The organism is Foetidibacter luteolus, from assembly GCF_009650435.1.
GTDB lineage: Bacteria > Bacteroidota > Bacteroidia > Chitinophagales > Chitinophagaceae > Foetidibacter > Foetidibacter luteolus.
In genome coordinates this window covers 1-23540 of sequence record NZ_VVIP01000063.1, presented here as the reverse complement: position 1 = coordinate 23540, position 23540 = coordinate 1, and the positions used below count along the sequence as shown (strand labels likewise).

Annotated in this window: 14 protein-coding genes; 4 read left to right on the top strand and 10 right to left on the bottom strand. The window is 48.0% G+C overall.

Annotated features, from left to right (window positions below; genetic code table 11):
• Positions 1 to 15: 15 nt before the first annotated feature.
• The 5 genes from F0364_RS20960 to F0364_RS20940 all read right to left on the bottom strand — a co-directional run bounded on the left by F0364_RS20960 (position 16) and on the right by F0364_RS20940 (position 9465).
• Entirely contained in the window at positions 16 to 1950 is a 1935-nt protein-coding gene (locus F0364_RS20960) for an alpha/beta hydrolase-fold protein (protein WP_153799774.1), read from the bottom strand.
• A 27-nt stretch (positions 1951 to 1977) separates the two neighbouring features.
• Positions 1978 to 3108 carry a ThuA domain-containing protein gene (locus F0364_RS20955; protein ID WP_153799773.1) on the bottom strand — a complete coding sequence of 377 codons (1131 nt, stop codon included), beginning with the start codon at positions 3106 to 3108 and terminating at the stop codon, positions 1978 to 1980.
• Positions 3109 to 3162: 54 nt separating this feature from the next.
• Positions 3163 to 4698 carry an alpha-L-arabinofuranosidase family protein gene (locus F0364_RS20950; protein WP_153799772.1) on the bottom strand — a complete coding sequence of 512 codons (1536 nt, stop codon included), beginning with the start codon at positions 4696 to 4698 and terminating at the stop codon, positions 3163 to 3165.
• A gap of 93 nt (positions 4699 to 4791) precedes the next feature.
• Positions 4792 to 6348, bottom strand: coding sequence for a SusD/RagB family nutrient-binding outer membrane lipoprotein (locus tag F0364_RS20945; protein ID WP_153799771.1), 1557 nt, complete (start codon positions 6346 to 6348; stop codon positions 4792 to 4794).
• Positions 6349 to 6360: 12 nt separating this feature from the next.
• Positions 6361 to 9465 (bottom strand): SusC/RagA family TonB-linked outer membrane protein, encoded by a 3105-nt coding sequence (locus tag F0364_RS20940; protein ID WP_207632810.1) that lies wholly within the window; start codon positions 9463 to 9465, stop codon positions 6361 to 6363.
• A 533-nt stretch (positions 9466 to 9998) separates the two neighbouring features.
• Here F0364_RS20940 and F0364_RS20935 point away from each other — a divergent pair.
• From F0364_RS20935 to F0364_RS20925, 3 genes are all read left to right on the top strand, one after another.
• Entirely contained in the window at positions 9999 to 11096 is a 1098-nt protein-coding gene (locus F0364_RS20935) for a bile acid:sodium symporter family protein (RefSeq protein ID WP_153799769.1), read from the top strand.
• A gap of 38 nt (positions 11097 to 11134) precedes the next feature.
• Positions 11135 to 12079 carry an RraA family protein gene (locus F0364_RS20930; protein ID WP_235921186.1) on the top strand — a complete coding sequence of 315 codons (945 nt, stop codon included), beginning with the start codon at positions 11135 to 11137 and terminating at the stop codon, positions 12077 to 12079.
• A gap of 74 nt (positions 12080 to 12153) precedes the next feature.
• Positions 12154 to 13428 (top strand): mandelate racemase/muconate lactonizing enzyme family protein, encoded by a 1275-nt coding sequence (locus F0364_RS20925; RefSeq protein ID WP_153799768.1) that lies wholly within the window; start codon positions 12154 to 12156, stop codon positions 13426 to 13428.
• A 246-nt stretch (positions 13429 to 13674) separates the two neighbouring features.
• On the opposite strand, the gene F0364_RS20920 is transcribed toward F0364_RS20925, so the two are convergent.
• From F0364_RS20920 to F0364_RS20905, 4 genes are all read right to left on the bottom strand, one after another.
• The gene (locus F0364_RS20920) at positions 13675 to 15411 is read right to left on the bottom strand and encodes a family 43 glycosylhydrolase (RefSeq protein ID WP_153799767.1); all 1737 of its coding nucleotides are present in this window, start codon (positions 15409 to 15411) and stop codon (positions 13675 to 13677) included.
• Positions 15412 to 15892: 481 nt separating this feature from the next.
• Complete coding sequence (locus F0364_RS20915; protein ID WP_153799794.1) at positions 15893 to 18523, bottom strand: glycoside hydrolase family 3 C-terminal domain-containing protein; 2631 nt, start codon at positions 18521 to 18523, stop codon at positions 15893 to 15895.
• A gap of 208 nt (positions 18524 to 18731) precedes the next feature.
• Positions 18732 to 20240, bottom strand: a complete 1509-nt coding sequence (locus F0364_RS20910; protein WP_153799766.1) for a gluconokinase — start codon at positions 20238 to 20240, stop codon at positions 18732 to 18734.
• Between the two features lie 9 nt (positions 20241 to 20249).
• Positions 20250 to 21137: a helix-turn-helix transcriptional regulator gene (locus F0364_RS20905; RefSeq protein WP_153799765.1), complete on the bottom strand. Its 888-nt coding sequence runs from the start codon at positions 21135 to 21137 to the stop codon at positions 20250 to 20252.
• 430 nt (positions 21138 to 21567) lie between these two features.
• On the opposite strand from F0364_RS20905, the gene F0364_RS20900 reads away from it, so the two are divergent.
• Positions 21568 to 23289: an IlvD/Edd family dehydratase gene (locus tag F0364_RS20900; RefSeq protein WP_153799764.1), complete on the top strand. Its 1722-nt coding sequence runs from the start codon at positions 21568 to 21570 to the stop codon at positions 23287 to 23289.
• A 118-nt stretch (positions 23290 to 23407) separates the two neighbouring features.
• Here F0364_RS20900 and F0364_RS29475 read toward each other — a convergent pair whose 3' ends face one another.
• Positions 23408 to 23527 carry an alpha-L-fucosidase C-terminal domain-containing protein gene (locus tag F0364_RS29475; RefSeq protein ID WP_370752421.1) on the bottom strand — a complete coding sequence of 40 codons (120 nt, stop codon included), beginning with the start codon at positions 23525 to 23527 and terminating at the stop codon, positions 23408 to 23410.
• Positions 23528 to 23540 lie beyond the last annotated feature (13 nt).

The following is a 23540-nucleotide window of genomic DNA, read 5'->3' as shown; positions in this document are numbered from 1 at the left end:
TGAGGCATTCAAAAATCAATCTTTAAATAACAAGGGTGCAAAATTGTACAGGTTGTTTCTCCATACCGGCCAGGTATGGCCACCGGGATATTCGCTGTACGTGTATTTTATATTCAGTTCCTTCAACCTGCCCAGCATTACCTGGCAATTCCTGTAGGCAATATCTTCCGTGCCACCCATCGCGATCCACAACTGCTTTATGTTGGCATTTATCTTGTCTGCGTTGGCCTTTATAAACGAATATTGTGTTTCAGCGAACGATCCCATCATCGGTATTATCCACCCTGAGCTGAATACGCCCAGGTAAGAGAACACATCGTTGTTGTTAATGCCTGTATATAGCGTATGAAGGCCACCGAGAGATAAGCCAGCCAAAGCCCTGCTCTTTGCACCGGGCAGTGCACGGTAATTTTTTTCAACAAAAGGAATGATGGTTTCTTTCATTTCCCTTTCAAAAGTTTTTAGCGAGTTTTCAATACCGCCCGGGCTGAAGCCGCCCATGCCTACGTTGGCGTCGGGCATTACGATAATCATAGGCGTTGCCTTCTTTGCAGCAATGAGGTTATCCAGTATCAAATCTGTTTTGCCCTGTGTAGCCCAGCCGCGTTGGTCCTCACCACCGCCATGCAGTATGTAGAGCGTGGGGTACTTATCGTTCGACGCAGAATCATAACCCGGCGGCGTATAAACGTACAATTGCCGCCATGAGTTGGTTACCCTTGAAAAGTAGTTTTTAATGCGGATGTCGCCATGCGGTACATCCCGAAGGGCATAATACGCCCCACCGGTAAATGGTATTTCTATGCCGCTTGCCATCCTGCCCATTCCATAAAAAGATTCGCTGGATGGGTCAGCAACAGCCAGGCCATCTATCAACAGTGAATAATAATGAAACCCTTCGTCCAGGGAGTCTGTTGTAACCGTCCATACACCTGCCGTGTCTTTTACCATGTCGTATTTCTTCCCCAAATCAAGCTGCACCGTTTGTGCACCCGGGGCTTTGATGCCAAAGATGGCACGGCTATCGGGCAATATCTGCGGGTATTTAGCATTGCGGACATTGGTAGCTGCAGGCGCCCCCACTACAGGGTATTTGGAGAACGTAGATGTATCAACCGGTTTGAAGATGAGTTGGGAGTACATATACAAACCATTCTTCCAAACCTTAAAGTCGTGAACGCCGGGTTCTATGTAATAGATATGCGGCACACTGTTTTTCTGCAGATAATCATGTGTGCGTTTACTGAAGGTGATTAAACCATCGCTTGCACCGCAGGATATAAAAAGCAGTTTAATTTTTTCTTTAACAGCTTCTACATCCGGCACTAATTCCTGCGGCGGTTTTGTATTGGGTGCGGATGAAAAACCACCAACCCATGCAAATACATCCAGGTTGCCTAAACCAAAATTAAGTGACTGGCCGCCACCCATGGAAAGGCCTGCGATAGCGCGGTGCTCACGGTCAGTATACACAGGGTATTTCTTTTGTATAAAGGGTATCAAATCATTGAGCAAATCTTTTTCAAAAGTGGCAAAGGCCTCCACTTTATCCCTGTCAAAAACATTTCCAACAGCACGGTCATCTTTCATAGCACGGCCATTGGGCATTACAACAATCATGGGCTCAATCCTGCCTTCTGGATATAAGTTGTCAAGTATAATTTGCGGGGTGCCGCCAATCAGCCATTCCTTTTCATCGCCGCCGATGCCATGCAACAGGTACAGCACGGGATATTTATTCTTTTTGGAGAAACCCGGTGGCGTATAGATGGTTGCCCTGCGTTTAACGCCTACAGTTTTGGAATAGTAGGTGATGGTATCAATACTTCCACGCGGAATACTGGCGTGCACTGTATCGAAGCCGGCTGGCGCCGGCCGGATAATATCCTGGGCTATGCCGGCTGGACTAAATAACCATACAAATGCGGACAGAAAGATCAGATGTTTCATAAAAAATTGTTTGTAATATTTGCCATTTTACTTCAAGCCTGTTTTAAGCGGCGAAGCACTCTTGCCAGCCTGCCCGGCGCCACCTGTAAAACCGTCTTCACCTGCAAGGCTTACCATATCTTCTCCCGGAAAATCCTGCGGCAGCGGGTAGGTTACCTTACCTGTAGCCAGCCATTCCACCACCCTGACCAGGGTGGTTTGAAATCCCCGGCAACGATAGGCAGGCGGGTATGTTTCGCCCTTCCACAAATGCCCCATGCTTGAGCTATACACGCGGCCTCTTCCATAGCTAACCACCCATTCGACCGGCCAGTTTTTACGGGTGCCTGTACTGTCATACGCATAAGACAGAACCGTAACATTTTCTGCAGGGCCCCGCGGATAGTAATACACTTCCGTGTTGGCTGTTTTCCATTTTAAAGGATAACCCTGGTTAACAGGGTGGCGGTTGAGTAGTTGTATAACCGCATCAAACCTCTCCGCATGGCCGGTATTTTCTCCCTGCCCCGGCGGATAACGCACAATATTTTTATTTGAATCAATTTCCAGGGCATAGCCGGTGTTTTTGGGACGCCAGCCAAGCCCGATTATGGTATCATAAGCCGCCCAATGCGCAAAAGCATTATTGGCCGAATGGAGTACATATAAGCCACCGCCATTTTTAACGTAGGCCTCCAATGCTTTTTCCATACGCCTCGGCCATTGCAGGCTGGTGTTATGAATGTTATTGGTGTTTTGAACTACCACCGCATAATCATTAAAATTTATCTGCCACAGTGCCCTTTTTGCGCTATCGGTTGGGATGGTGGTAACAGAAACTTTAAACAGCCTGCTGTTTTCCAGTATCTTTTTGGTTACGGCGGTGGTTTGTTTCCAGTCGTGGTTACTGAAACCGTCAACAATTAAAACGGGAATTGTTTTTTGATGGGAAGAAACATTATGGTGAATACTGCTTTGCGCATGTGTAAAGAGCACTGTTATGCTGAAAAGAAAAACGGCGGTTGCAAAGTGCCGCCGGATGGTTGCTTTTTTATGAAGCCTGCCTGTGTATTGCCTGCGATTTGCAAAGGAAACTGAAGATGCCATATATTCTACAGATGAACGGATTGCGACGCAACCGGGATGCCATGAAAAATTATTGCCGGTACCTGCATTCATGATATACCCGTTTGATAAGGCATGCTATGTATTAAGCTGCTGTATGACGAAGAATTATTTTGCAACAACGCTTATTTTTAGTTGGGTAAAAGAATGTGCCGGCAGTGATAAAGATAACTTTCCGTTGGCGATTGTTACGGTTTTTACAACAGGTTTATATTGCTCCTGCTTATCAAATTCAAAAGGCGCTTCCAGGTTGCCGGTATTAATCACAGAAACTTCTGCCTTACCGGAAAGCATGCCGGCGATATCAAATAAGTCCGCGGTAATGGCCTGTGTTTCGTGCCTGTTTACCACATTGATAAAAACAGCGTTATTTTCTTTTGAGTGAACGGCCGTTGCATCCAGGTAAGGTATGCCGGTATATTTAACTGTGCTGAATGTATCGCAATTAACATACACATCTACTGATTTGCCGCGGCAGTTGTTGGAAAACAATTTGAACGTATAAAACAAAGGAGATTTGAATGTGCCTTTTTGGGGATCGCTGGACAACAGGGACGTAAGCAGTGTAAAGTTGGCCATCTTCACAACATCCGCATGACGGATAAATGAATTTAAACATTGCGCTATGGGCAACACGTTCATAAAGTTTCTGCCAAAGGCTCCCCATTCGTCAACGGCAATGTAAATGGGGTTCTTAAAATTCTTCATTGCCCTTACAGATGCAATCTGCCCGGCAGTAAGGTTTATTTTTTCTTCAAAATCCATGGCGCCGCCGCCCATGTTGCTGTAGTAAGAAGGGCCATCCCCCTCCCAATACCGGTGAATGGAGAGGTAATCAATTTTATCGCCTATGCCTGCCAGCACTTTGTAGTTCCAGTCCACCCACTTGCCGGTAGGCTCGTAGTACGAAGAACCCGACCCGACAAAACGGATGCTGCTGTCAACAGATTTCATTGCTTTGGCTGCCTCCCTTGCTGTTTCCACATAATCTTCCGCTACCTTGTGGCCAAGCTCCCAGGGTAAGCCGTCCACCTCGTTACCGAGGCCCCAGAGCTTTACATTATAGGGTTGTGCGTGGCCATTATTTTTGCGGTAGTCAGAATAATACGTACCGTTTTTGTAGTTGCAGTATTCCACCCAGTACGCTGCATCCAGAATGTTTGCCAGGCCCAGGTTTACGCAAATTATATTTTCGCTGCCAATGGCTTTATTCAGTTCAATCCATTCGTCTGTACCCACCTGGTTGGTTTCCAAACCGCCCCAGGCCAGGTTGATACGTGTGGGCCTTTTGTCTTTGGGGCCAATGCCATCTTTCCAGTCGTAAGCCATTAAAAAATTACCGCCCGGCCAGCGCATATTGGTAATCTTCAGTTCCTTCATTGCTTCTATGTAGTCTTTGCGGAAACCGTTCTCATCAGCCAGCGGAGAAGAGGGTTGGTAAAGCGTACCATACAAGGTGTTAAAGTCAACAGAATCGGGCAACCCCACCCTTTTGCCGTTAAGGTGTATAGGCTCCATAAACACGCCATAAATACGCGGGTCAATCTCGGCGAGGGTTCGGCTTACATCAATTTTAATGGTGGCATTTTGCGCCGCTAAACATACGGGGGCTGCCAGCAACAGGTAAAAGAATATTTTTTTCATCAGCGCATTTTGTAAAGGGTAAGTATGTAGTTAATCATCGGGCCAACTACAGGAATTTTTTATATGAGACCGGCTGAATTGCTCGGTATTGCTTTATTGCACATCCCAAAAAACACGGGTGGTAAGATCATCCGACCCCCCTATGCTTGTAACAGCCTCCTGGTAGTTAGCATTATTCCTTGCAGATTCTTCGTTGGGATAAGCGAAACGCCTTGCAAAACCATTCTGCAGGTTATTGTTGTACCTGTTAGGTTGCAGTGCGGGGAAGCTGCTTCTCCTGAAATTGGCGAAAGACTCTACCCCGTTGCCCAAAGAAGTAATCCAGTATTGTGTATTGATCAGTTCAAGCGCTTTAGCATCGTTATAAGCAATGGCGGGCTGCGCCAGGTAGGCATCTTTTACATCATCCGGTATCGCGGGGTTGGGCGTATTGGGGTACATGGAAAATTCATCCATAGCTGCCCTTACCCCTGCCTCGTAATATTGCCTTGCCGTGAGCGCCCCTGAAAGACCGGAAAGCCACCCCCTGTGGGCTGCTTCTGCAAGAAGTAATTTTGTTTGGGCATTGGTTACATAAAACAGCGGCGCGGTGGCGCTGCCAAACACCACAAAATTCAACTGGGAGTAATTTTGGCCCGTACCGTTAGTGCCACGGTATCCAGGATAGCTGAGAACGCTGGTTTGATCGTAGCCAACCGGAAAACCATATTGGTTTGCCGTAGTTGTATCAGGCGTTAATGCAAGCACCTGGTTAGGATCGGCATACTTGCCTGCTATGTACTTCAGCCTTGGGTCGCCGGTTGATTTAAGTTGGTTGACAAATGGCTCAGCCAGGTAATAAAAATAAGTGTTACCACCGCGGGGCCCGTTATTTACCGGGTTAACATACACGGAGGTAAAACGTATCATGGCATTATCGCTGTTTGCCGACATAAGCCCGCCGTTGTAGGCCTCCTGCACAATACTCTTAGCTTTATCCGGGTTAAGTTTGGAATACCGCATACCCAGCCTTAGAAGCAGGGAATAGCCCAGTTTTTTCCACTGCGCCACCTGGTCTGCGGCAGAAGACAGGCTGCCAAAAAACAAATCTTCTTTTACTATGTCTTTTGAACCATCCAGTGCCGCGGTGGCAGTTTTAAGTTCGTTATAAATGTCGTCGTAAATGGCTTCATCCTTATCATATTTCGGGTAAAAAACAATGTCCAGGTAAGCTTTGCCAGCCTCGCTGTAAGGCACATCCCCATAGGTATCCACCAATGTCATAAATACATAAGCCTTCCATATCCTAACCTGGTTGTACAGATTAGAGCGTGCAGCGTCATCTTTTGTAAGGCTGATAATTTGTTCCATCAATTTAACCGGGCCGGGGTAATTATCATTCCAGCGGGGGATATTAAAATTGTTGTTGTCTTCATTAAAGTTAAACCCAGCGGTAGCCCCTGTATTATAGGCGTTTACAAACTGTTGCACGATAGTGGGCTCCCCTTCCCAGTTGCTGATATTGGTTAAACGCTGCGCATTGGTAAACAAAAGAGCAGGGTTAATATCAGTGAGCGCATAGGGGTTAGTATTAATGGATTCGAAATTCTTTGAGCAACCTGCGATAAGCAGGGATATCAGTAAGGCAATAAAGGCCGTCAGCTTTTTCATCGTCGTTCAGTTTTAAAATTTCACATTTAGGTTAACGCCATAATTCCTGGTGGTAGGCAATGTGGTTTGTTCATAGCCAACCCTGTTATCTCCCGAGGAAGCGAAGGCTTCGGGGTCAAGGTCCGGGAGATACTTTTTGATAATTAAAACATTGCGGCATGAAGCTGACAGTGTAACGCCTTTGATGAATTTCACTTTAGACGAAAGCATCCTTGAAAAATCATAAGTCAACGTAATATTCCTCAACTTGATAAAATCTGATTTGAAAACAAAAGGGTCTGCTATTTGCAGGTTACGGTAATCGGTGTAGAATAACTGCGGGTCAACAGCAGTGGTATTCGGGGATCCATCCGCACGAACACCGGGGAAAATAACACCCCCTTCCCTGCCTACCAATGAAGCTTTTGTATGACCCTGCCTCAGGCCATTAAGCGCCGTGGAAGAAAGGATTTTTCCTCCTGCCTTATAATCTATATGCACCAGTAAACTGAGATTTTTGTAGCGGAAAGTGTTGTTCCACCCCCCTGTAAATTTTGGCAAAGCGCTGCCAAAAAGTACATTATTGCCTGTGCTGGCCTGCAGGCGGCCATTATCGCCCACAATTATTTCACCCTTTTCATTACGCAGGTAAGTTTTTGCGGCGAGCTGGTTTAGGGGTTGGCCCACCTCGTAAACCAATGATCCTATAAATTCATTTCCACCAAAAGTTGCCACAATTTGCCTTTGTTGACCAGGGGCCAGGGACAACACTGCTGTGCTGTTGGTTGCAGTATTGAAAGAACTGCTCCATACAAAGCTGGAAGTCCTAACCGGGATAACCTCTACCATAAATTCTATGCCGCGGTTGCGCAGGGAGCCCAGGTTAAGCGGTGTGCCTACATACCCGGAAGCATTTGAAATTTCTACCGTCAGTATCTGGTCACGGGTAACCTTTTCGTAAGCTGCCACATCCAGGTTTACCCTGCTGCCAAACATTTTAAGTTCAATACCTATTTCTTTTTCCCTTACGCTAAATGGCCGCAACAGGGCGTTGGGGCTATTGGTATTGGCAATGGTGCCAAGGCTCAAACCACCGAATGGATTTGGCAGGATGCCATAATTTAAAACACCGGTAAAGGCGCCAATGCCATTGGCACTTCCCACATCGGCGTAAGAGGCCCTTAACTTGCCATAGTTAAGCCAGGAGAAACTTTTAAGCAGTTCGGAAAATATGAAGCTTCCGCTAACCGACGGGTAGAAAGAACTGTTGTTGCGGGGGTTTAATACCGTAAACCAGTCGTTGCGCCCTGTAACATTTAAAAATACCAATCCTTTATATCCAAACTCGGCAAATGCATACAGCGAATTAACCCGTTCCTTGTAAATACCAAAGTTGGTTGGGTTATTGGGGTCTGATTTAATGATACCATTCTCGAAAGAATAGAGATCCCTCACCGTGAAGTCAACAACACTCAGGTTGGACGTGCGGTTGTTGGTGGTGAAAATGTTACCGCCTACGCTAAGGTCTGCTGAGAAGTCGCCAAAGGAATGATGCGCCCCGGCCAAAAAGTCCATATTCATTTGCCTGCCGGTACCTGTATTAACGCTATACGTTCCATTAAAGCCGGTGCCTGCCTGGTTGAGCGGTGTTGAACTGCCTGTACCGGTGGGATAGTTTTGCTCAAGTAAGGTGGAGACATAATCCATGTTTACCCGGCCCTGTATATAAAACCATTTAAAGGGGTCATAGCGCAGCGTTGCAGTTCCGAGGAGGCGGTCTCTTTTATTGATGATAAACTGGCGCGGCATGAGGTAGTAGGGGTTAATCAGGGTTGTCTGAAAACCGGACGTCTGGCGTTCAGTACCGTTGTCAGAGACAGCTTTTTCCCTTAATACGTCAAGCCCTATTGAGTTACTTAACCTGTACAGGAAATTTGGCGACCCGGCACCCTGTACGCCCACTTGCGGAGGGTTGTTATTGTTTTCGTACGCATAGTTAACATTTACCTGCAGGGATAATTTTTCGTGTAACTTGTAATTAACGCCAAGGTTAAATATTTTCTTTTCGTAATCATTATTGGGTGCAATCCCTTTGGCATCCTGGTTGGAAAAAGAGGCGCGGAAGCTGCCCCTTGAATTACCGCCTGACAGGGCGATGGTATTGGTGAACGACGTTCCGGTCCTGAAAAATTGCTTGATCCTGTTTCTTTGTGGCAGGTAGGGCCTTTGTTCGCCATCGAACTGATAGGTTAGTGCCCCATCGTACTTCTCACCCCAACCAAACTGGCCGGTGGTGACAGCCTGGCCGGGCGATTGCGGACGTACGCCGGCCTGGCCCTGGCCATACTCGTATTGAAAGTCGGTAAGGTCAATTACCTGGTCTGCCGAAAAATTTGAATTCAGTTCAACACCTATACCCGTATTTTTTGCCCCATTCTTGGTGGTGATGATAATAGCCCCGTTGGCTGCTCTGGAGCCGTATAAAGCGGCGGCAGTAGCACCTTTCAAAACAGTCATGCTTTCTATATCATCCGGGTTTATCTGCTGCATATTATCACCGAGGTCGAGTGAATTATTTCCATCTGCACCACGGGCCCCCTGGTCCATTGGAAGGCCGTTGATAACAATCAGTGGCGAGTTGACGGCCCCGGCAAATGCGGACTGGCCCCGCAGGCGTATCTTGGTGCTGGAACCGGCGCCGGAAGAGGGCGGGGAGATATCCAGCCCGGCTACTTTGCCTTCCAGGGCATTCATTACATTTACGGTACGGTTTTGCTGAAGCTCATTCACTTTAACGGTTTCGGCGGAATAGCCAAGCTTCTTTGACTCCCTTTTCATGCCAAGCGCTACTACGATGACCGTATCCAGGTCGGTTGCTTCGGAAGAGGCAAGGCTGACAGCTATATTGGTTTTGTTGCCTACAGTTATCTCCTGTGTTACAAACCCAATAAATGAAATTACCAGCACGTCTGCTTCCGCGGCATTGATAGTGAATTTTCCGACATTATCGGTAATGGCAGACCTGGCGGTACCCTTTACAGTTACTGTGGCCCCCGAAATGGGCCGTTGTTCCCTGTCAGTTACTGTTCCCGAAATGCTTTGCGCTAAAAGAGAGCCAGACAAAATAAACTGTAACAAAAAAAATAAGTAAAAGCGGCAGGCGACCGGCGATGTCACCGGAGTGTTTCTTTCTTTCATATAAGCAGGCTGTTTGATTAATTAATGGCGCTGAATGTGCAGTTTAGGATACAATAATATCACACCCGGCCCTATCAAACTTCCAAAAAAGAACAGTGTTGTATTTTGTACAAATAATATTTTTATTTAGCTGATATTTGATGAGCGATGATTGCTTTATGATTGTGCGGTTGTACAAACGCCCCTTCCAGACGCCCCTTATTTAAAGCCAGTGAAATAAATTTAATTTATATTGATAATCAATTATTTAAAAAAACATACCTGTTGGCCTAAGCTGTATGCATAATATAAATCATGGTTATGTATGCATGCTGATAAAATAAACCTTCTTTATGGAACAGGGCTTTTTAAAATTGTTATAATGACAATTTACACAGCGTTAAAACAAAAAAATAAACACATTTTTTAAGTTCAGTACCCGCATTTGAGATTTAAAACCACCCCATGCGGAATGACAGGAAATTTATAAAAGCATGACACCACTTAGCAAATTCTTATACGCCGCAGCCAGTGTGCTGGCAACAGCCTACCTTATTCTGACAGTTCAGGGCAATCATGTGATAGCCGGATGGTTGCTTACAGCTTTTTTTCTCCTGCTGGCGTATGCTTTCAGGGGAAATGTGCACCTGTCAGGTTTTTCTTACACTTTAACCATTGTGGGGGTTGTCTGCATGGCCCTGTATCACCCACAGTACTTTATCAGTTGGGGGTCTTTTAAATTATCCGCACTCATAACGCCCCTTATACAGCTTATTATGTTCGGCATGGGAACTTCCATGGGCCTGGGTGATTTTGCCGGTGTGATTAAAAACCCGGTCGGCGTATTCATAGGCGTTGTAAGCCATTTTATCATCATGCCCCTGTTAGGTTTTACGATAGCAAACTTCAGTGGCCTGCCCCCTGAAATTGCGGCGGGCATCATCCTCATTGGATGTTCCCCTAATGGGATGGCATCTAACGTTATTTCCTACCTGGCCAAAGCCAACCTTGCATTGTCCATAACAATTACCGCAGTATCAACCATGCTGGCCCCTTTTGTAACCCCATTCCTGATGAAATGGCTGGCCGGAGCTTTTGTAGAAATAGACGCGGCAAAGATGATGTGGGATATTATCCAGATGGTTATACTCCCTATTGGCGCAGGCATTATAGCCAATAAGCTGCTGCGGGGTAACAAAAAATGGCTGGAAACCATTATGCCGATGGTTTCTATGTTTGGTATAGCGTTTATTCTTGTCATTATTACCGCCGCCGGCCGTAACAGCCTCCTGAGTATCGGCCCTGTACTGGTAATACTGGTATTGATACACAACCTGTCTGGTTATACCCTGGGGTATTGGACCGGCAGGCTCTTCAGGATGAGCGAACGCGACTGCCGCACTATAGCGATAGAAGTGGGTATGCAAAATGCGGGGCTGGCCAGCGGGTTGGCCAAAGAAATGGGCAAACTGGCCACAGTAGGATTAGCGCCGGCCATTTTTGGGCCTCTGATGAATACAACCGGCAGCCTGCTGGCATCTTACTGGCACCGCAGGCCGCCAAAAGAATCAAAACATACAACTATTGATTGATAACGGCTGTAAATACGGCCGCCAAAAAACATGAACCTATGCCAAAATCTAAATTTTTGATGCTGCTGTGTGCAACATTATTTTACCTGCATACCAGTTATAGCCAGCAGGTACAGATTACAAAGGAAGAATTAATTGGCCTTACCCGTTTATGGAAAGGGGAACGCTTTGCGGACGGCAGGCCGAAAGTGCCTGACGACATCCTGCGCAGGATGAAGTCTGTTAGCGTGGAAGAAGCCTGGGCAGTGATGAAAAATGCCGGGTATGCTTACCAGGTTGCCGAAGGCTGGCAGGTTATTAACCCAGACAGTGTGCTGGTGGGCAGGGCCGTAACCACCAGCTTTATGCCCGCCCGGCCCGATGTGTGGGGCGCCATAGATTCCGTTGGCAAAAAGAGTGGAAAAAGAGGGCAGAATACCTGGGCTGTTGACCTGCTGGTACAGGGCGATGTGTATGTAGCTGACCAGTTTGGCGCCCACCGCAACGGCCCCACCATTGGCGATAATGTGGGCAATGCCATCTACGCGAAGACAGGCAACGGCATTGTTTACGACGGGGCACTCCGCGATATTGAAGGACTGAAAGAAATAGGCGGCTTTACATCCTATTATACCAGCTACGACCCCTCCTATCACAACCCTCCCGGCGATCTGAATACAATGATTGTGGGCATCAATCATCCAACCCGCATCCGTACGGTAACAGTTATGCCGGGAGACATAGTACTTGGCAAACTGGGCGTTGTTGTTTTTATACCGCCGCACCTGGCAGAAAAAGTGGTAACCACTTCGGAAATTGTAAGGCTCCGCGACCTGTTTGGCCATCAAAGGTTAAAAGAAGGCACTTATACTGCCGGGCAGATTGATGCCCGGTGGAGCGACGAAATTGAAAAGGACTTTTCCCGGTGGCTTAACGACCATATTAACGAATTGCCGGTAGGTAAACAGCAAATACAGGAATACCTTAAAGACAGAACGTGGTAGCATATACGCACCGCCCACGCACACCGCATTACACAGGCACAACAAATAAGTACAGCGATTATAAAACAACACCTATGCATAATTCAAGAAGAAACTTTTTAACCAAGGCAGCCATTGCCGCCGCACTGAGCCCCCTTGCTACCCTGCCCGCTTTTGGGCAGCAATATGAAGCATCAGTGGAAAAATTTGAAAAACGCTCCGCCCCTTCTGACCTTAAAATAACCGACATAAAGTGTGGTTATGTTAAGGGCAGCCTTTTTGTAAAAATTTATACCAACCAGGATATATGGGGTTGTGGGGAAGGTGTTGACGCGGTGCCCGGCACCTACCACCTGGTGAAAAATTTTGGCGCCAGGATAAAAGGGCAAAGCCCGCTAAATGTGCACAGGCTGTTTGAGTTCATCAGGAAATCCGGCTTTTTCCAGGGCGCCCAGTCTGGCATGTATGTGGCAGTACTGTCGGCTATAGAATCTGCCCTGTGGGATTTAGCGGGTAAAGCACTGAATGTGCCGGTGTACCAACTGCTGGGCGGCAAATTCCGCGATAAAATAAGGGTATATTGCGACACAGCCTTATACCAGCGAACCCTGCCCCAGCCAAAAGATTTTGCCGAAGCAGCCCTGAAATCAAAAAACATGGGGTTTAATGCCATAAAGTTTGACCTTGACCAGGCCAACGACCCCAAAAAGTACGACAGGTTTAACTGGACTGCCAGCCCGGGCGAACTGCAAAGGATGCATGACCAGATTGCAGCCGCCAGGGAGGCCGTTGGACCGGAAACAGACATTCTTGTTGACATGCATGGCAGGTACGATGCCGTTACCGGCAAAGCAGTGGCCAAGCTGTTAGAGCCCCTTAACCTGATGTGGCTGGAAGAGCCTATACCGGCGGAGAATGCTGAAGCTTACAAGCTGATTACAGATTTTACTTCTACCCCCATAGCTGCCGGCGAAAACCATTACCTGGCCTATGGCTTTAGGCCCCTGCTGGAAATAGGGGCAGTTGACATAGTGATGCCCGACCTGCAAAAAGCCGGCGGGCTTGGCGAAGGCCAGCGGATAGCTAATTTGGCCAACCTGTATTACACACCTTTTGCACCGCACATGGTGGCTTCTTTCCTGGGGGCTATGGCATCCTGCCATGTCTGCGCTTCTGTTCCCAACTTTTTGATATTGGAATGGCAATCTTATTTCCATACAGACCCGATGTTTAAAGAGATTGTAAAATACGATGGGGAGTGGGTGAACAACAGCTTCATTACTGTTTCTGAAAAACCAGGGGTTGGGGTGGAAATTAACGAGGAGGCAATGAAAAAATATGCCGTTCCAGGCATTCCTTTTTTTGAATAGGCACAACGACCGCCGGCAAAAAAAGCAGCCTGTTACACTGTCGGGTGAGGGATTGCAGCGGATACCCCGGTGAAGCCATCGCAGCGCTGCTTTGTGCCGGAGTATGAGCGGAAAGCCCGGCCCGAGGTACGAGGGACACCCCCAAAAAATATCCATGCCTGCGGCTTGCAAAAAAATTGGCCCTGCGTAAATACACAGGGCCTGCTATGCTTGTTCAAAAATCTGTGCGTTAATTGCCTGCGGAACTTATTGTACCGGATGGGCCACTATAACCTTTTTACTTGTGGTTACACCGGCATCGTTAAAAGCGTCTATCGAAAAATAATAGGTTTCGCTTTGGTTAAGGCTCCTGATGGTTAAGGCTGCGGTGTCAAGAACCTGGTAAACATGGTACATTTTACCAGGCGCTGTTCCATAACGGATATTGTAACCGGTAGCGCCGGGCGCCTTTTGCCACTGCAGGTTAACAATTGCAGCGTCGTTACTTAAGCGGTTAACAGCAAGCCCTGTTACTTCGGCGGGCACTTTTCCACCGCCTTTGCCGAATACCCTAAAACCCGCAAGGGCAAAGTTGCCGCTGGGCGTATGATGGTTAACCAGGCGCAAATACCTTGCTTTAACAGCTTTTTCCAGTTCAATGTAATCATGGGATAAATCATCGCGGCTATTGGTTTTATCCGCAAGTGTGTGCCAGTTTTTATCATCGGTGGAATATTCCAGCAGGTAGGCAAAATATAAACTGTCGTTGCGGCCCCGGGCCTGGGCAAGGTGTTCAGCAAAGTTTAGCTGCACCGCGTTTATACTGCAGTCAGCGCCTAAATCAAGCCTGGCCCATTCGCCTTTATTGCCCGTTTGGGCGCTCCAAAATGTTCTTACATCTTCATCATTCAAAAGGCTTTTTTCATGGCCCGGGCTTTCGGAAGAAACCTGCACCTGCTTTTTGTAAGACAGCAGCATCCAGCCGGGGAATAAGTCACCAGGGCTTTTTATCTTTTGCCGTGGCATACGCATGGGAAAATCGCCAAAACCGGTATAGGTATAAAGCGCCCCATCGCCGTCAAAAAAAGTGGGGAACAGGCCCAGGCGCCTTTCAAACATGTGCTTTTGCGAGATGGTCATGGTACCAATATGCCAGTAGTTGCCGTATATATCTTTAAAAGTGCTTCCATGCCCCGCACCCGCTATAAAACCTTCGGGTTTTGACGAGAAGGGGTTGTTGGGCGCCAACTGGTACGGGCCCAGTGGGCTGTAGCTTACATATACCGCGTCTGCATAACTTTTATATTCTGTACCCGGGCCAGCGTATTGCAGGTAATATTTACCGTTTTGTTTGTTAACCCATGCGCCTTCAATCCAGGGGTTGTCCGTACCATCGTTGTAATCGCCCTTACGCTCCCACCCGTACTGTTTTTTATTGCTGTTCATCAATGCAACAGGCTTACCTAAAGGGGCAAAAGTTACCGTATCCAGCTCTACGCCATAAATAGGGTTGATATTAGAACAGCCGTAATAAAAGTACAGACGGCCATCATCATCCACCAGGAAAGCGGGGTCAATCATGCCGATAGCAAAAGCGGGGCATGCAACCTGCCATTTGCCTGATTGAGGATCGGCTGTTTTATAAATAACAGGCTTGCCTGCGGACGCCATAAAAAAAAGGGTATCACGCATAACAAAGGCCGCCGGTGCATAATCTTCTAGCGGAAGGTCTGCAGTGCTGATAAGCTGCCAGTTGGCCAGGTCTGTTGAATGCCAGTAACCGCCCGATTTTGACGCGAACAGGTAGTATTCGTTTTTAAAATTAACGATGGTTGGGTCGGCGGCTTCCCTTCTTGACGGAGAATCCAGGCAAAAACGGTAACTAAGGTTAAGCGGGTTGCAAATAGTGGTTTGCGAATGCTTGCCAGCTATGGTAACCTGCGCAAATACCGGGGCCACACATGCCGCCAGGACGAAAGCTATCATTACTTTATATATCTGCATAACTAAGGTTTCTTAATAAATGAACTGCTCTTACAGCAAAGAATTTGGGGCTTTCTACTGCTGGTGCTTAAGGCAACTGCAGTTCCGGCTTTCCGTTGCAACTCCGCCACAATGCCGCGCCGCAATAGCCTCAGCGGGGTTTCCACTTCAATCCGGCAGCCCGGGGGCAGTACCAATTCTTCCCGGCAGGGCATCCTGTACTTCCCTTCAGCTTACCGCTGCCGCACAATGTCATTAAGTGAAGAAGAAAGACATTGTTCTTTGCGCCGTAGGTGCTACATGTTTGTAGAAATAGCATACAACAAGGGAATTATGCCGCATAGCGGCTACCCTTAAGCGACGATTGGGTAGCCACTACGTGGCATCCGTTCATCTAAAATGATCTTGTTTCTACAAACAGGAAGCCCCGATGGGGCTTAACTTAATGACATTGCGCTGCCGCATATAAATAGCCAGTACCTAACCCCTGGTTACTCATTATTCACTTTATTGTATACCTGGCCGTAACAACATTTCCGGCAGTTTTAATTTTCAACCCTGGCTGGCCGCCGCCCACGCTTATGGCAACCTCTTTACCCACGGGTAAAAAAGCTTTTCCCGCATCATCCAACAGGCTAAGATCGTCTGCCGTGAGCGTAAAAGACACCTCACCTGCCTGGCCGGCTTTCAGGTTTACCCTTGCAAAGCCCTTCAGGGCCTTTAGGGGCGCCAACGGAAAACCGGGGGAATGCTGCAGGTAAAGCTGCACAACCTCTTCGCCATCTTTATTTCCTGTGTTCTTAACCGTACAACTTACCCGGATGCTTTTCGCCTGTGCCGGCACGGGGGAGATATTGAGACCTGAATATTGAAAAGTGGTGTAAGAAAGCCCATACCCGAAGGGGTATAAAGCCTCGCCTTTAAAGTACCTGTAAGTCCTCCCTTTCATGGAATAATCACTAAAACCGGGCAGGTCGTTATCAGAGGCATAAAACGTAACAGGAAGCCTGCCGGAGGGGTTGTAATCGCCAAAGATCACATCGGCAATCGCAGTACCGGCACTTTGGCCGGCATACCATGCGTTAACAATGGCTGGAATATTTTCCTGCTCAAAAGGTATGGCTATGGCGCTGCCTGTCATCATAACAAACACTACAGGTTTACCTGTTTTAACCAATGCCTTCATCAGCCTTGTCTGCACTTCAGGCAGCATGATAGTAGTGCGGTCGCCACCGTTAAACCCGGGTACCTGCACCGGCATTTCTTCCCCTTCCAACTGAGGCGAGATGCCGCCGGCGAAAATAATAGCGTCTGCATCTTTTAACCTGGCGGCAAGCGCTTCAAAGTCAGTCCGCACGGGTTCTCCTGCCTGTAGCCTTATACCGGCATTGCCTTCTGTTTGGTAAAACTCTACCACTATTTTGTAAGTGCTGTCCGGCCGGCTATCCAGCCTGAACTGCCTGGCCCCCCACCTGTTGCGCAGCCATGCGTCAATAATAAGGGAATCGTTAACGTACACCCTGTAACCGTCATCGCCTTCCACTTCAAAATTGAAGCTGCCGGCTGCCGGAACGGGTTTAAAAAAAGTGGTGTAGCGGGCTGAAAAATGGCCGGTTCCCACACCGGGGGCGGGGGCCTGGCCTTCCGGCCAGTAATGGTTGATGTCTTTTTCCGTTAAGGTTACCACGGCACTGCCCTGAAGCTTAGCGTTGTTATAGTATTCCGCCTGTACCCCTGGCAGCCCGTTGAAAGAAAAGCTACTGCTGATATCCTGGTAAGCTAGCAGGGTATCGTTGGTAAAATTGATGGCTTTTTCATAAAAGAGTCCGGTATTGTTCCCCAGCTTTTGCCTGAGGCCATCCAGCAGGCTTACAACCTTTGAAGGGGAGCCGTTGTAATTGCCCAGCACCGCTATTTTATTGTCCGCATTCGGGCCAATAACAGCCAGCTTACGGATATTCCTGGGAAGCGGTAAAGTGTTATTTTCATTTTTCAGCAGAACAATTGACTTTCTGGCCATTTGTAAAGCATGTTCCGCATGTGGTGGCGATTCGAGGGCGGAGTCAGGCGTTTGTGCATATGGTACCCGGGATGGAGAATCGAACAATCCCAACCGGTAACGTACCATAAAGAGCCGCTTAACCGAAACATCCAGTTGCTGTGCGGTAATAAGCCCTTTTTTAACCGCATCCACCAGCGTGTAATACACCGAAGTACCACATTCTATATCTGTTCCGTGCATCACTGCATCAACGGCGGAGGCAGTTGCATCCTTGTGCGTTTTATGGTACTTAAAAAAATCATCAATTGCCCAGCAATCGCTTGTTACATATCCTTTAAACTGAAACTGCCTGCGCAGTATATCGTTCATAAGCTGGTCATTGGCACAGCAAGGTTGCCCGTTAACGGCATTGTAGGCACACATCACGCCTGCCACACCAGCGTTTACAATCAATTTCTTAAAGGCGGGCAGGTAAGTATCCCACAGGTCATACGATGATGGGTTAAAGTTGTCGGCATGCCTGGAAGGTTCCGGCCCGCTGTGTACGGCAAAGTGCTTGGCGCAGGCCGCGGCTTTTAGATATTTTGGGTGGTTGCCCTGCAGGCCGCGGACAAAAGCTGCCGCCAACTGGGAAGTAAGAAAGGGGTCTTCGCCATAGGTCTCCTGTCCCCTGCCCCAACGGGGGTCCCTGAAAATGTTGATATTAGGTGTCCAGTAAGTAAGCCCCATGTAACGCTCATTGTTGCGGCCGGCAGCCATTGCTTTGTTGTACACCGCCCTGCCTTCGGTTGCAGAATAATCCGCCATGGTGAACAAGGCAGCGGTATCCCAGGTTGCGGCCATTGCAATAGCCTGGGGGTAAGAAGTTACATGATACGGCGTTCTTGCTACGCCATGGAGCGTCTCGTTCCACCAGTCATAAGCCGGTATTCCTAAGCGTGCAACGGCCGGGGCTGAATTAAGCATTTGCGCTACCTTTTCCTCCAGGGTAAGCCTGGCTACAAGGTCATTAACTCGCTCATCAAAAAAAAGCTTCTCATCCCACATTGGCAAAGCCTTGTAATCCTGCGCCCCGGCAATAAATGTTGCTGACAAGAGCAGCAGGGCGGCAAGACATGTTTTAGCAGGCATATTTAATGTCAATCTGACAATTATTTTGAAGTGCATGAATCCCGGCAGATAAGGCATAGCAAAGGATTTTATTTGTTGTGCTGTTTGTAACGGGCCATGTGAGCGTTTTTTGCAAACTACCATTTAATGGCAAGCCGGTAACTGCTGTAAAGAAATAGCATTTCAGCCGCTGAAAAGTATAAAATTCAACGCCGTTGATTTTTGCAAGCTACAGTTGGGCAAGCAGCTCAAATTCATCGCCAAGTTTAACGGTAAGCCTTTCAAACAAAGGATAATGGCGGCTGTATGTATCATGACTGGCTTTGTCCGGTATAACAGGTGCCGGCAGCGTTACGGATTTGGCAGCGTTTTCCAGGCTGCTGAATTTGCCGAAACTGGTGGCGCTTAACAGGTACGCCCCCATACTAACGCTGCTGACATTTGGGGAAGCGCTTACAGGCTTGTTAAACATGTCTGCCAGCATTTGTGTTACCAGGGGGATGGTGCCAAAACTGCCATTTACCGAGATGTTTTTTATGTTCCTGTGTTTTAGCAGCATTTTACCGATGCTGTACATCTCATACAAAATGCCCTCCAGTACCGCCCTTACCAGGTGTTTTCTTTCGTGGTTGATATTTAGGCCAAAAAAAACGCCCCTGGCATTGGCATTCCATATAGGCGCCCGCTCTCCCAAAAGGTAGGGCAGAAACACCAGGCCATCAGCGCCTGCCAATACCTGGGATGCCTGCATCAATAAATCCGCAGTTGCAGCTTCCGGGTCAAAGCCGGCCCTGTGTTCGCCAAACTGTGAAGCAAACCAGTCAAAAATAACGCCGCCATTATTGGTAGGCCCGCCGGAAACATAGTAATCCTGGTCAAGGATATAGTTAAACAGCTTTCCCCCTTTGTCCTTCAATATCTCTTTTCCAATCACCCGCATGGCCCCGCTGTCCTCAATGGTTACCGTTGCCGCGTTGCCATTCATTATCCCGGCGCCCAATGTTGCAAAACAACCGTCGCTTGAACCGGCTATGATTTTTGTATCGGGCCCAAGCCCCAGGGAAACCTGGTATTGCTTGCGCAGCTTACAATCAGCATTTGCAATAGGTACAAGCGCCGGCAACTGTTTGCCGGATATACCCGCAAAATCAAGCGCCGCGGCATCCCATTCCCTGGAATGTATGTTGAGCAGGCCTGTAGCGGATGCAAGGCTGTAATCAATAATGTAAGCGCCGCTAAGCTGCTGTATGATATAACTTTTGATGGATAAAAACTTGGTTGTTTGCTTAAACACCTCCTGTTCATTGTTTCGGAACCAGGCTATTTTAACGAGCGGTGACATGGGATGGATAGGCGTTCCCGTGGCTTCATACATTTCTTTGCCAACGGGTGTTTCTTTGAGTGTACGGGCTTCTTTTTTGCCCCTGTTATCCCCCCAGGTAACGGCATTGTACAGGGGCGCCCCCTTTTTATCCGTTAACACCAGACTGTGCATGGATGCACTGAAACAGATAGAAAGTACATGGTAACCGGAAGGGTATATTTTTTCTGATAAAAAATTCTTCAGCACGTACAGCATGGTAATAAAAATCTGTTCCGGGTCCTGCTCGCTAAAGTCCGGCACAGGATGAAAAGTGGGGTAAGACCCTTTGCTGCTGCCGATTAACCCACCCTCCATATTGAATGCATACACCCTGACTGCATTGGTACCTAATTCAATACTGATAATACATTCCATAACGTGTATTTAAATGTCTTCCGAATTTTTTTTCCTGAATTGGCTCGGGGTATAACCGGTCAATTTTTTGAAGGTAGTAGAAAAATGCTGTGATGAATAAAAGCCTGTATCCAGCGCAATATCCGTAACATTTATCCCGGGCTTTTTAAGCAGCCTGATGGCTTCTGTTATCCTGATATTGATAAGGTAGTTAAGCGGGGAAAAGCCGGAGAAATTTTTCACCCTTTCGTTGAACAGCGTTGTTCCCATACCAACGCTGGCAGCCATCTCTTCCACCGTCCACTGGTGAGAAAGGTTCTGGCGCAGCTTCTGTTCCAACTGCAGGAAAATTTTAGGAAAGTCCCTGCCGGCAACGTTTTGCCGGGTTACCTGGCGGGTAGCGGTAATGAGCAACTCATCGGTAAGCTGGTTTACCCTTGCCCGGTACCCTATTTCCTGGGTAACAAGTTCGGTATGCAGTTGGGTAAATATCCTGCCGGTATCGGCAACGCGGCACAAATGGCCAAAGGGGTTCATCATTAAAATATTGCCGATGGTTTGTTTTTCTATCTCTGAAAGCGAACTCCAGTTGCCCGGTTTCCAGCGGCGGGCATCGCCATTGGCATCTTCGATAAATATCCAGGCCAGGGAGCCGATATCCAGGTAACCGTTTGCCCCGCCAAAAGTTTGCCCGGGCAACACGTACAGCAGGTCTGACGGGTAGGCCGTACAGGGCCTGCCTGCTACCTCCCACTCAAACCTGCCATCAATAATAAAGTAAAGCCGGATACACTGGCTAACGGATACCGGCAGCGAGCCGAATTGGATAGAGGCATTCTTTTTTAAACCAATTTCCACGATGTGAGGAAACTGCAGCAGTTCGTGGGAGCGGCCCCGGACAAGCAAAAATTGGTTCATACGTTTGTAATATGCTGTAAAGAAATGGATTTCATGGATTTAAAAAGTATAAAAAACAACACTGTTGTTTATTGGAAGATTTTAAAGCCGGTACACCATACTTTGCCCCACCAATACATGAGAAAAAGCTTTAAGGCACGTTAACTCTGGTTAAATATGTACCGGGATGCGCAATGATGTGCAGGATGCCTGCCGGGAAGAATTGGTACCGGTGACGGGCTGCCGGATTGGAGCGGAAAGCCCGCAGCCACGAGGTACGAGTGGCGAGGACTTGCAGCGGAAAGCCGGGACCACAGCTAAACCGGCGAACAACTGTACAAAGCCCCAAAAAATATCAGAAAGAGAGAGTGACGATAAAAAAGGAGCGGATTTTTTGTATGGCGATACCTGCTGTGCCGTTAAGTGAATTACCCTTTAAATGATCAATATTATGCCCGCAGCTAAAAAATTAAGAAGTTACGATTGGTTTGGCAAGAATGACAAGATGGGATTTGTGCACCGCTCCTGGCTGCGCAACCAGGGATACCCGGATGATTACTTTCAGGGGCGGCCGGTGATAGGCATTTGTAATACCTGGAGTGAACTGACGCCCTGCAATGGCCATTTACGCGAATTTGCAGAAGTAGTAAAACGCGGGGTGGCCGAAGCCGGTGGGTTTCCGCTGGAGTTTCCGGTTACCTCTTTGGGGGAAACCATTATGCGGCCCACTACCATGCTGTTCCGCAACCTTGCCAGCATGGATACGGAAGAAAGCATAAGGGCCAACCCGATAGACGGCGTTATACTGCTTACCGGGTGCGATAAAACCACGCCATCCACACTGATGGGCGCCTGCAGTGTTAACCTGCCAACCTTAATTGTACCTGGGGGGCCCATGCTAAACGGCCGCTTTAAAGGGAGCTGCCTGGGCAGTGGGTCTTTTAACTGGATGGTGAAGGAGAAGCTGCTGGTTGACAACTATACGGAAGCCGATATACTGGAGGCCGAAATTGGCGCCGCCCGAAGCCAGGGGCATTGCATGACGATGGGAACAGCATCTACCATGGCATGCATGGTGGAAGCGCTGGGGCTTACGCTGCCGGGAGCGGCAGCTATACCTGCCGTTGACTCCCGCAAAAAAGTGCTGGCCCAGCTTTCAGGCAGAAGAATAGTTGAGATGGTAAAAGAAGACCTGACGCTTTCAAAAATATTAACCAGGCAGGCTTTTGAAAATGCCATTGTTGTTAACTCGGCAATAGGCGGTTCTACCAATTTTATTATACACCTGCTGGCCATTGCCGGCCGCATTGGCGTAAACCTGACCCTGGAAGATTTTGACAGGATTGGCAGCAATATACCGCTGCTGGTAAACCTGAAACCTTCCGGTGAGTATTTGATGGAAGACTTTTATTATGCCGGCGGCCTGCCCGTTGTTATAAAAGCTTTGCAAAACCTGCTGCACAATGATGCCATTACCGTAAACGGAAAAACGATTGGTGAAAACAACAGCTCGCCGGTATGCTATAACAATGACGTGATACGCGATATAGCCACCCCTTTGCAGGAGAACGCCGGCATAGCGGTGCTGAAGGGTAACCTTTGCCAAAATGGAGCTATAATAAAGCCTTCTGCCGCAACAGATAAACTGATGCAGCACAAAGGTCCGGCGGTTGTTTTTGAAACAATGGAAGATTACCATGCCCGCATTGATGATGAAGATTTAGAAATTGATGAAAACAGCATTATTGTTTTAAAAGGCGTAGGCCCGGTAGGCTACCCCGGCATGCCGGAGGTGGGCAATGTTGACCTGCCGGAAAAGCTGCTGAAAAAAGGTGTAAAAGACCTGATAAGGATATCTGACGGAAGGATGAGCGGAACTGCCGGTGGCACCGTAGTGCTGCACGTATCTCCCGAATCTTCCGTTGGGGGTGTGCTGGCCTTAGTTAAGAACGGGGATATAATTGAACTGGATGTTGCCGCCCGGCGGCTGCACCTTAACGTAAGCGAGGATGAGCTGGAGAGAAGAAAGCTTGCCTGGGTTGCACCAGAGCCTGTTGCCGACCGCGGGTATGTGAAGTTTTATATAGATCATGTACAGCAGGCACACCTTGGGGCAGACATTGACATTTTAAGGGGAGGCTCCGGCAGTAAAGTAACGAGAGATTTGCATTGATAAAAAATACACGCTAACCCGTTTGTTAAACGCAGGCTTTACCCAGGCCTGCGTTTAACCATACCGGAACGGGCATGGAACAACTGTATATCAGGAGCAACGGGCCGTTAGATTTTTATTAACCAACTATTTTAAGCACATAAGCATTATCACAAGGCGGTTTTTCGGGCAGGGTAACCGCAAGCCCATCAGTTGTTTGGTTCCATTGCAGGGTGCCGTTGTGCCCCAGCAGGTTCACCGCCGAAACCTTT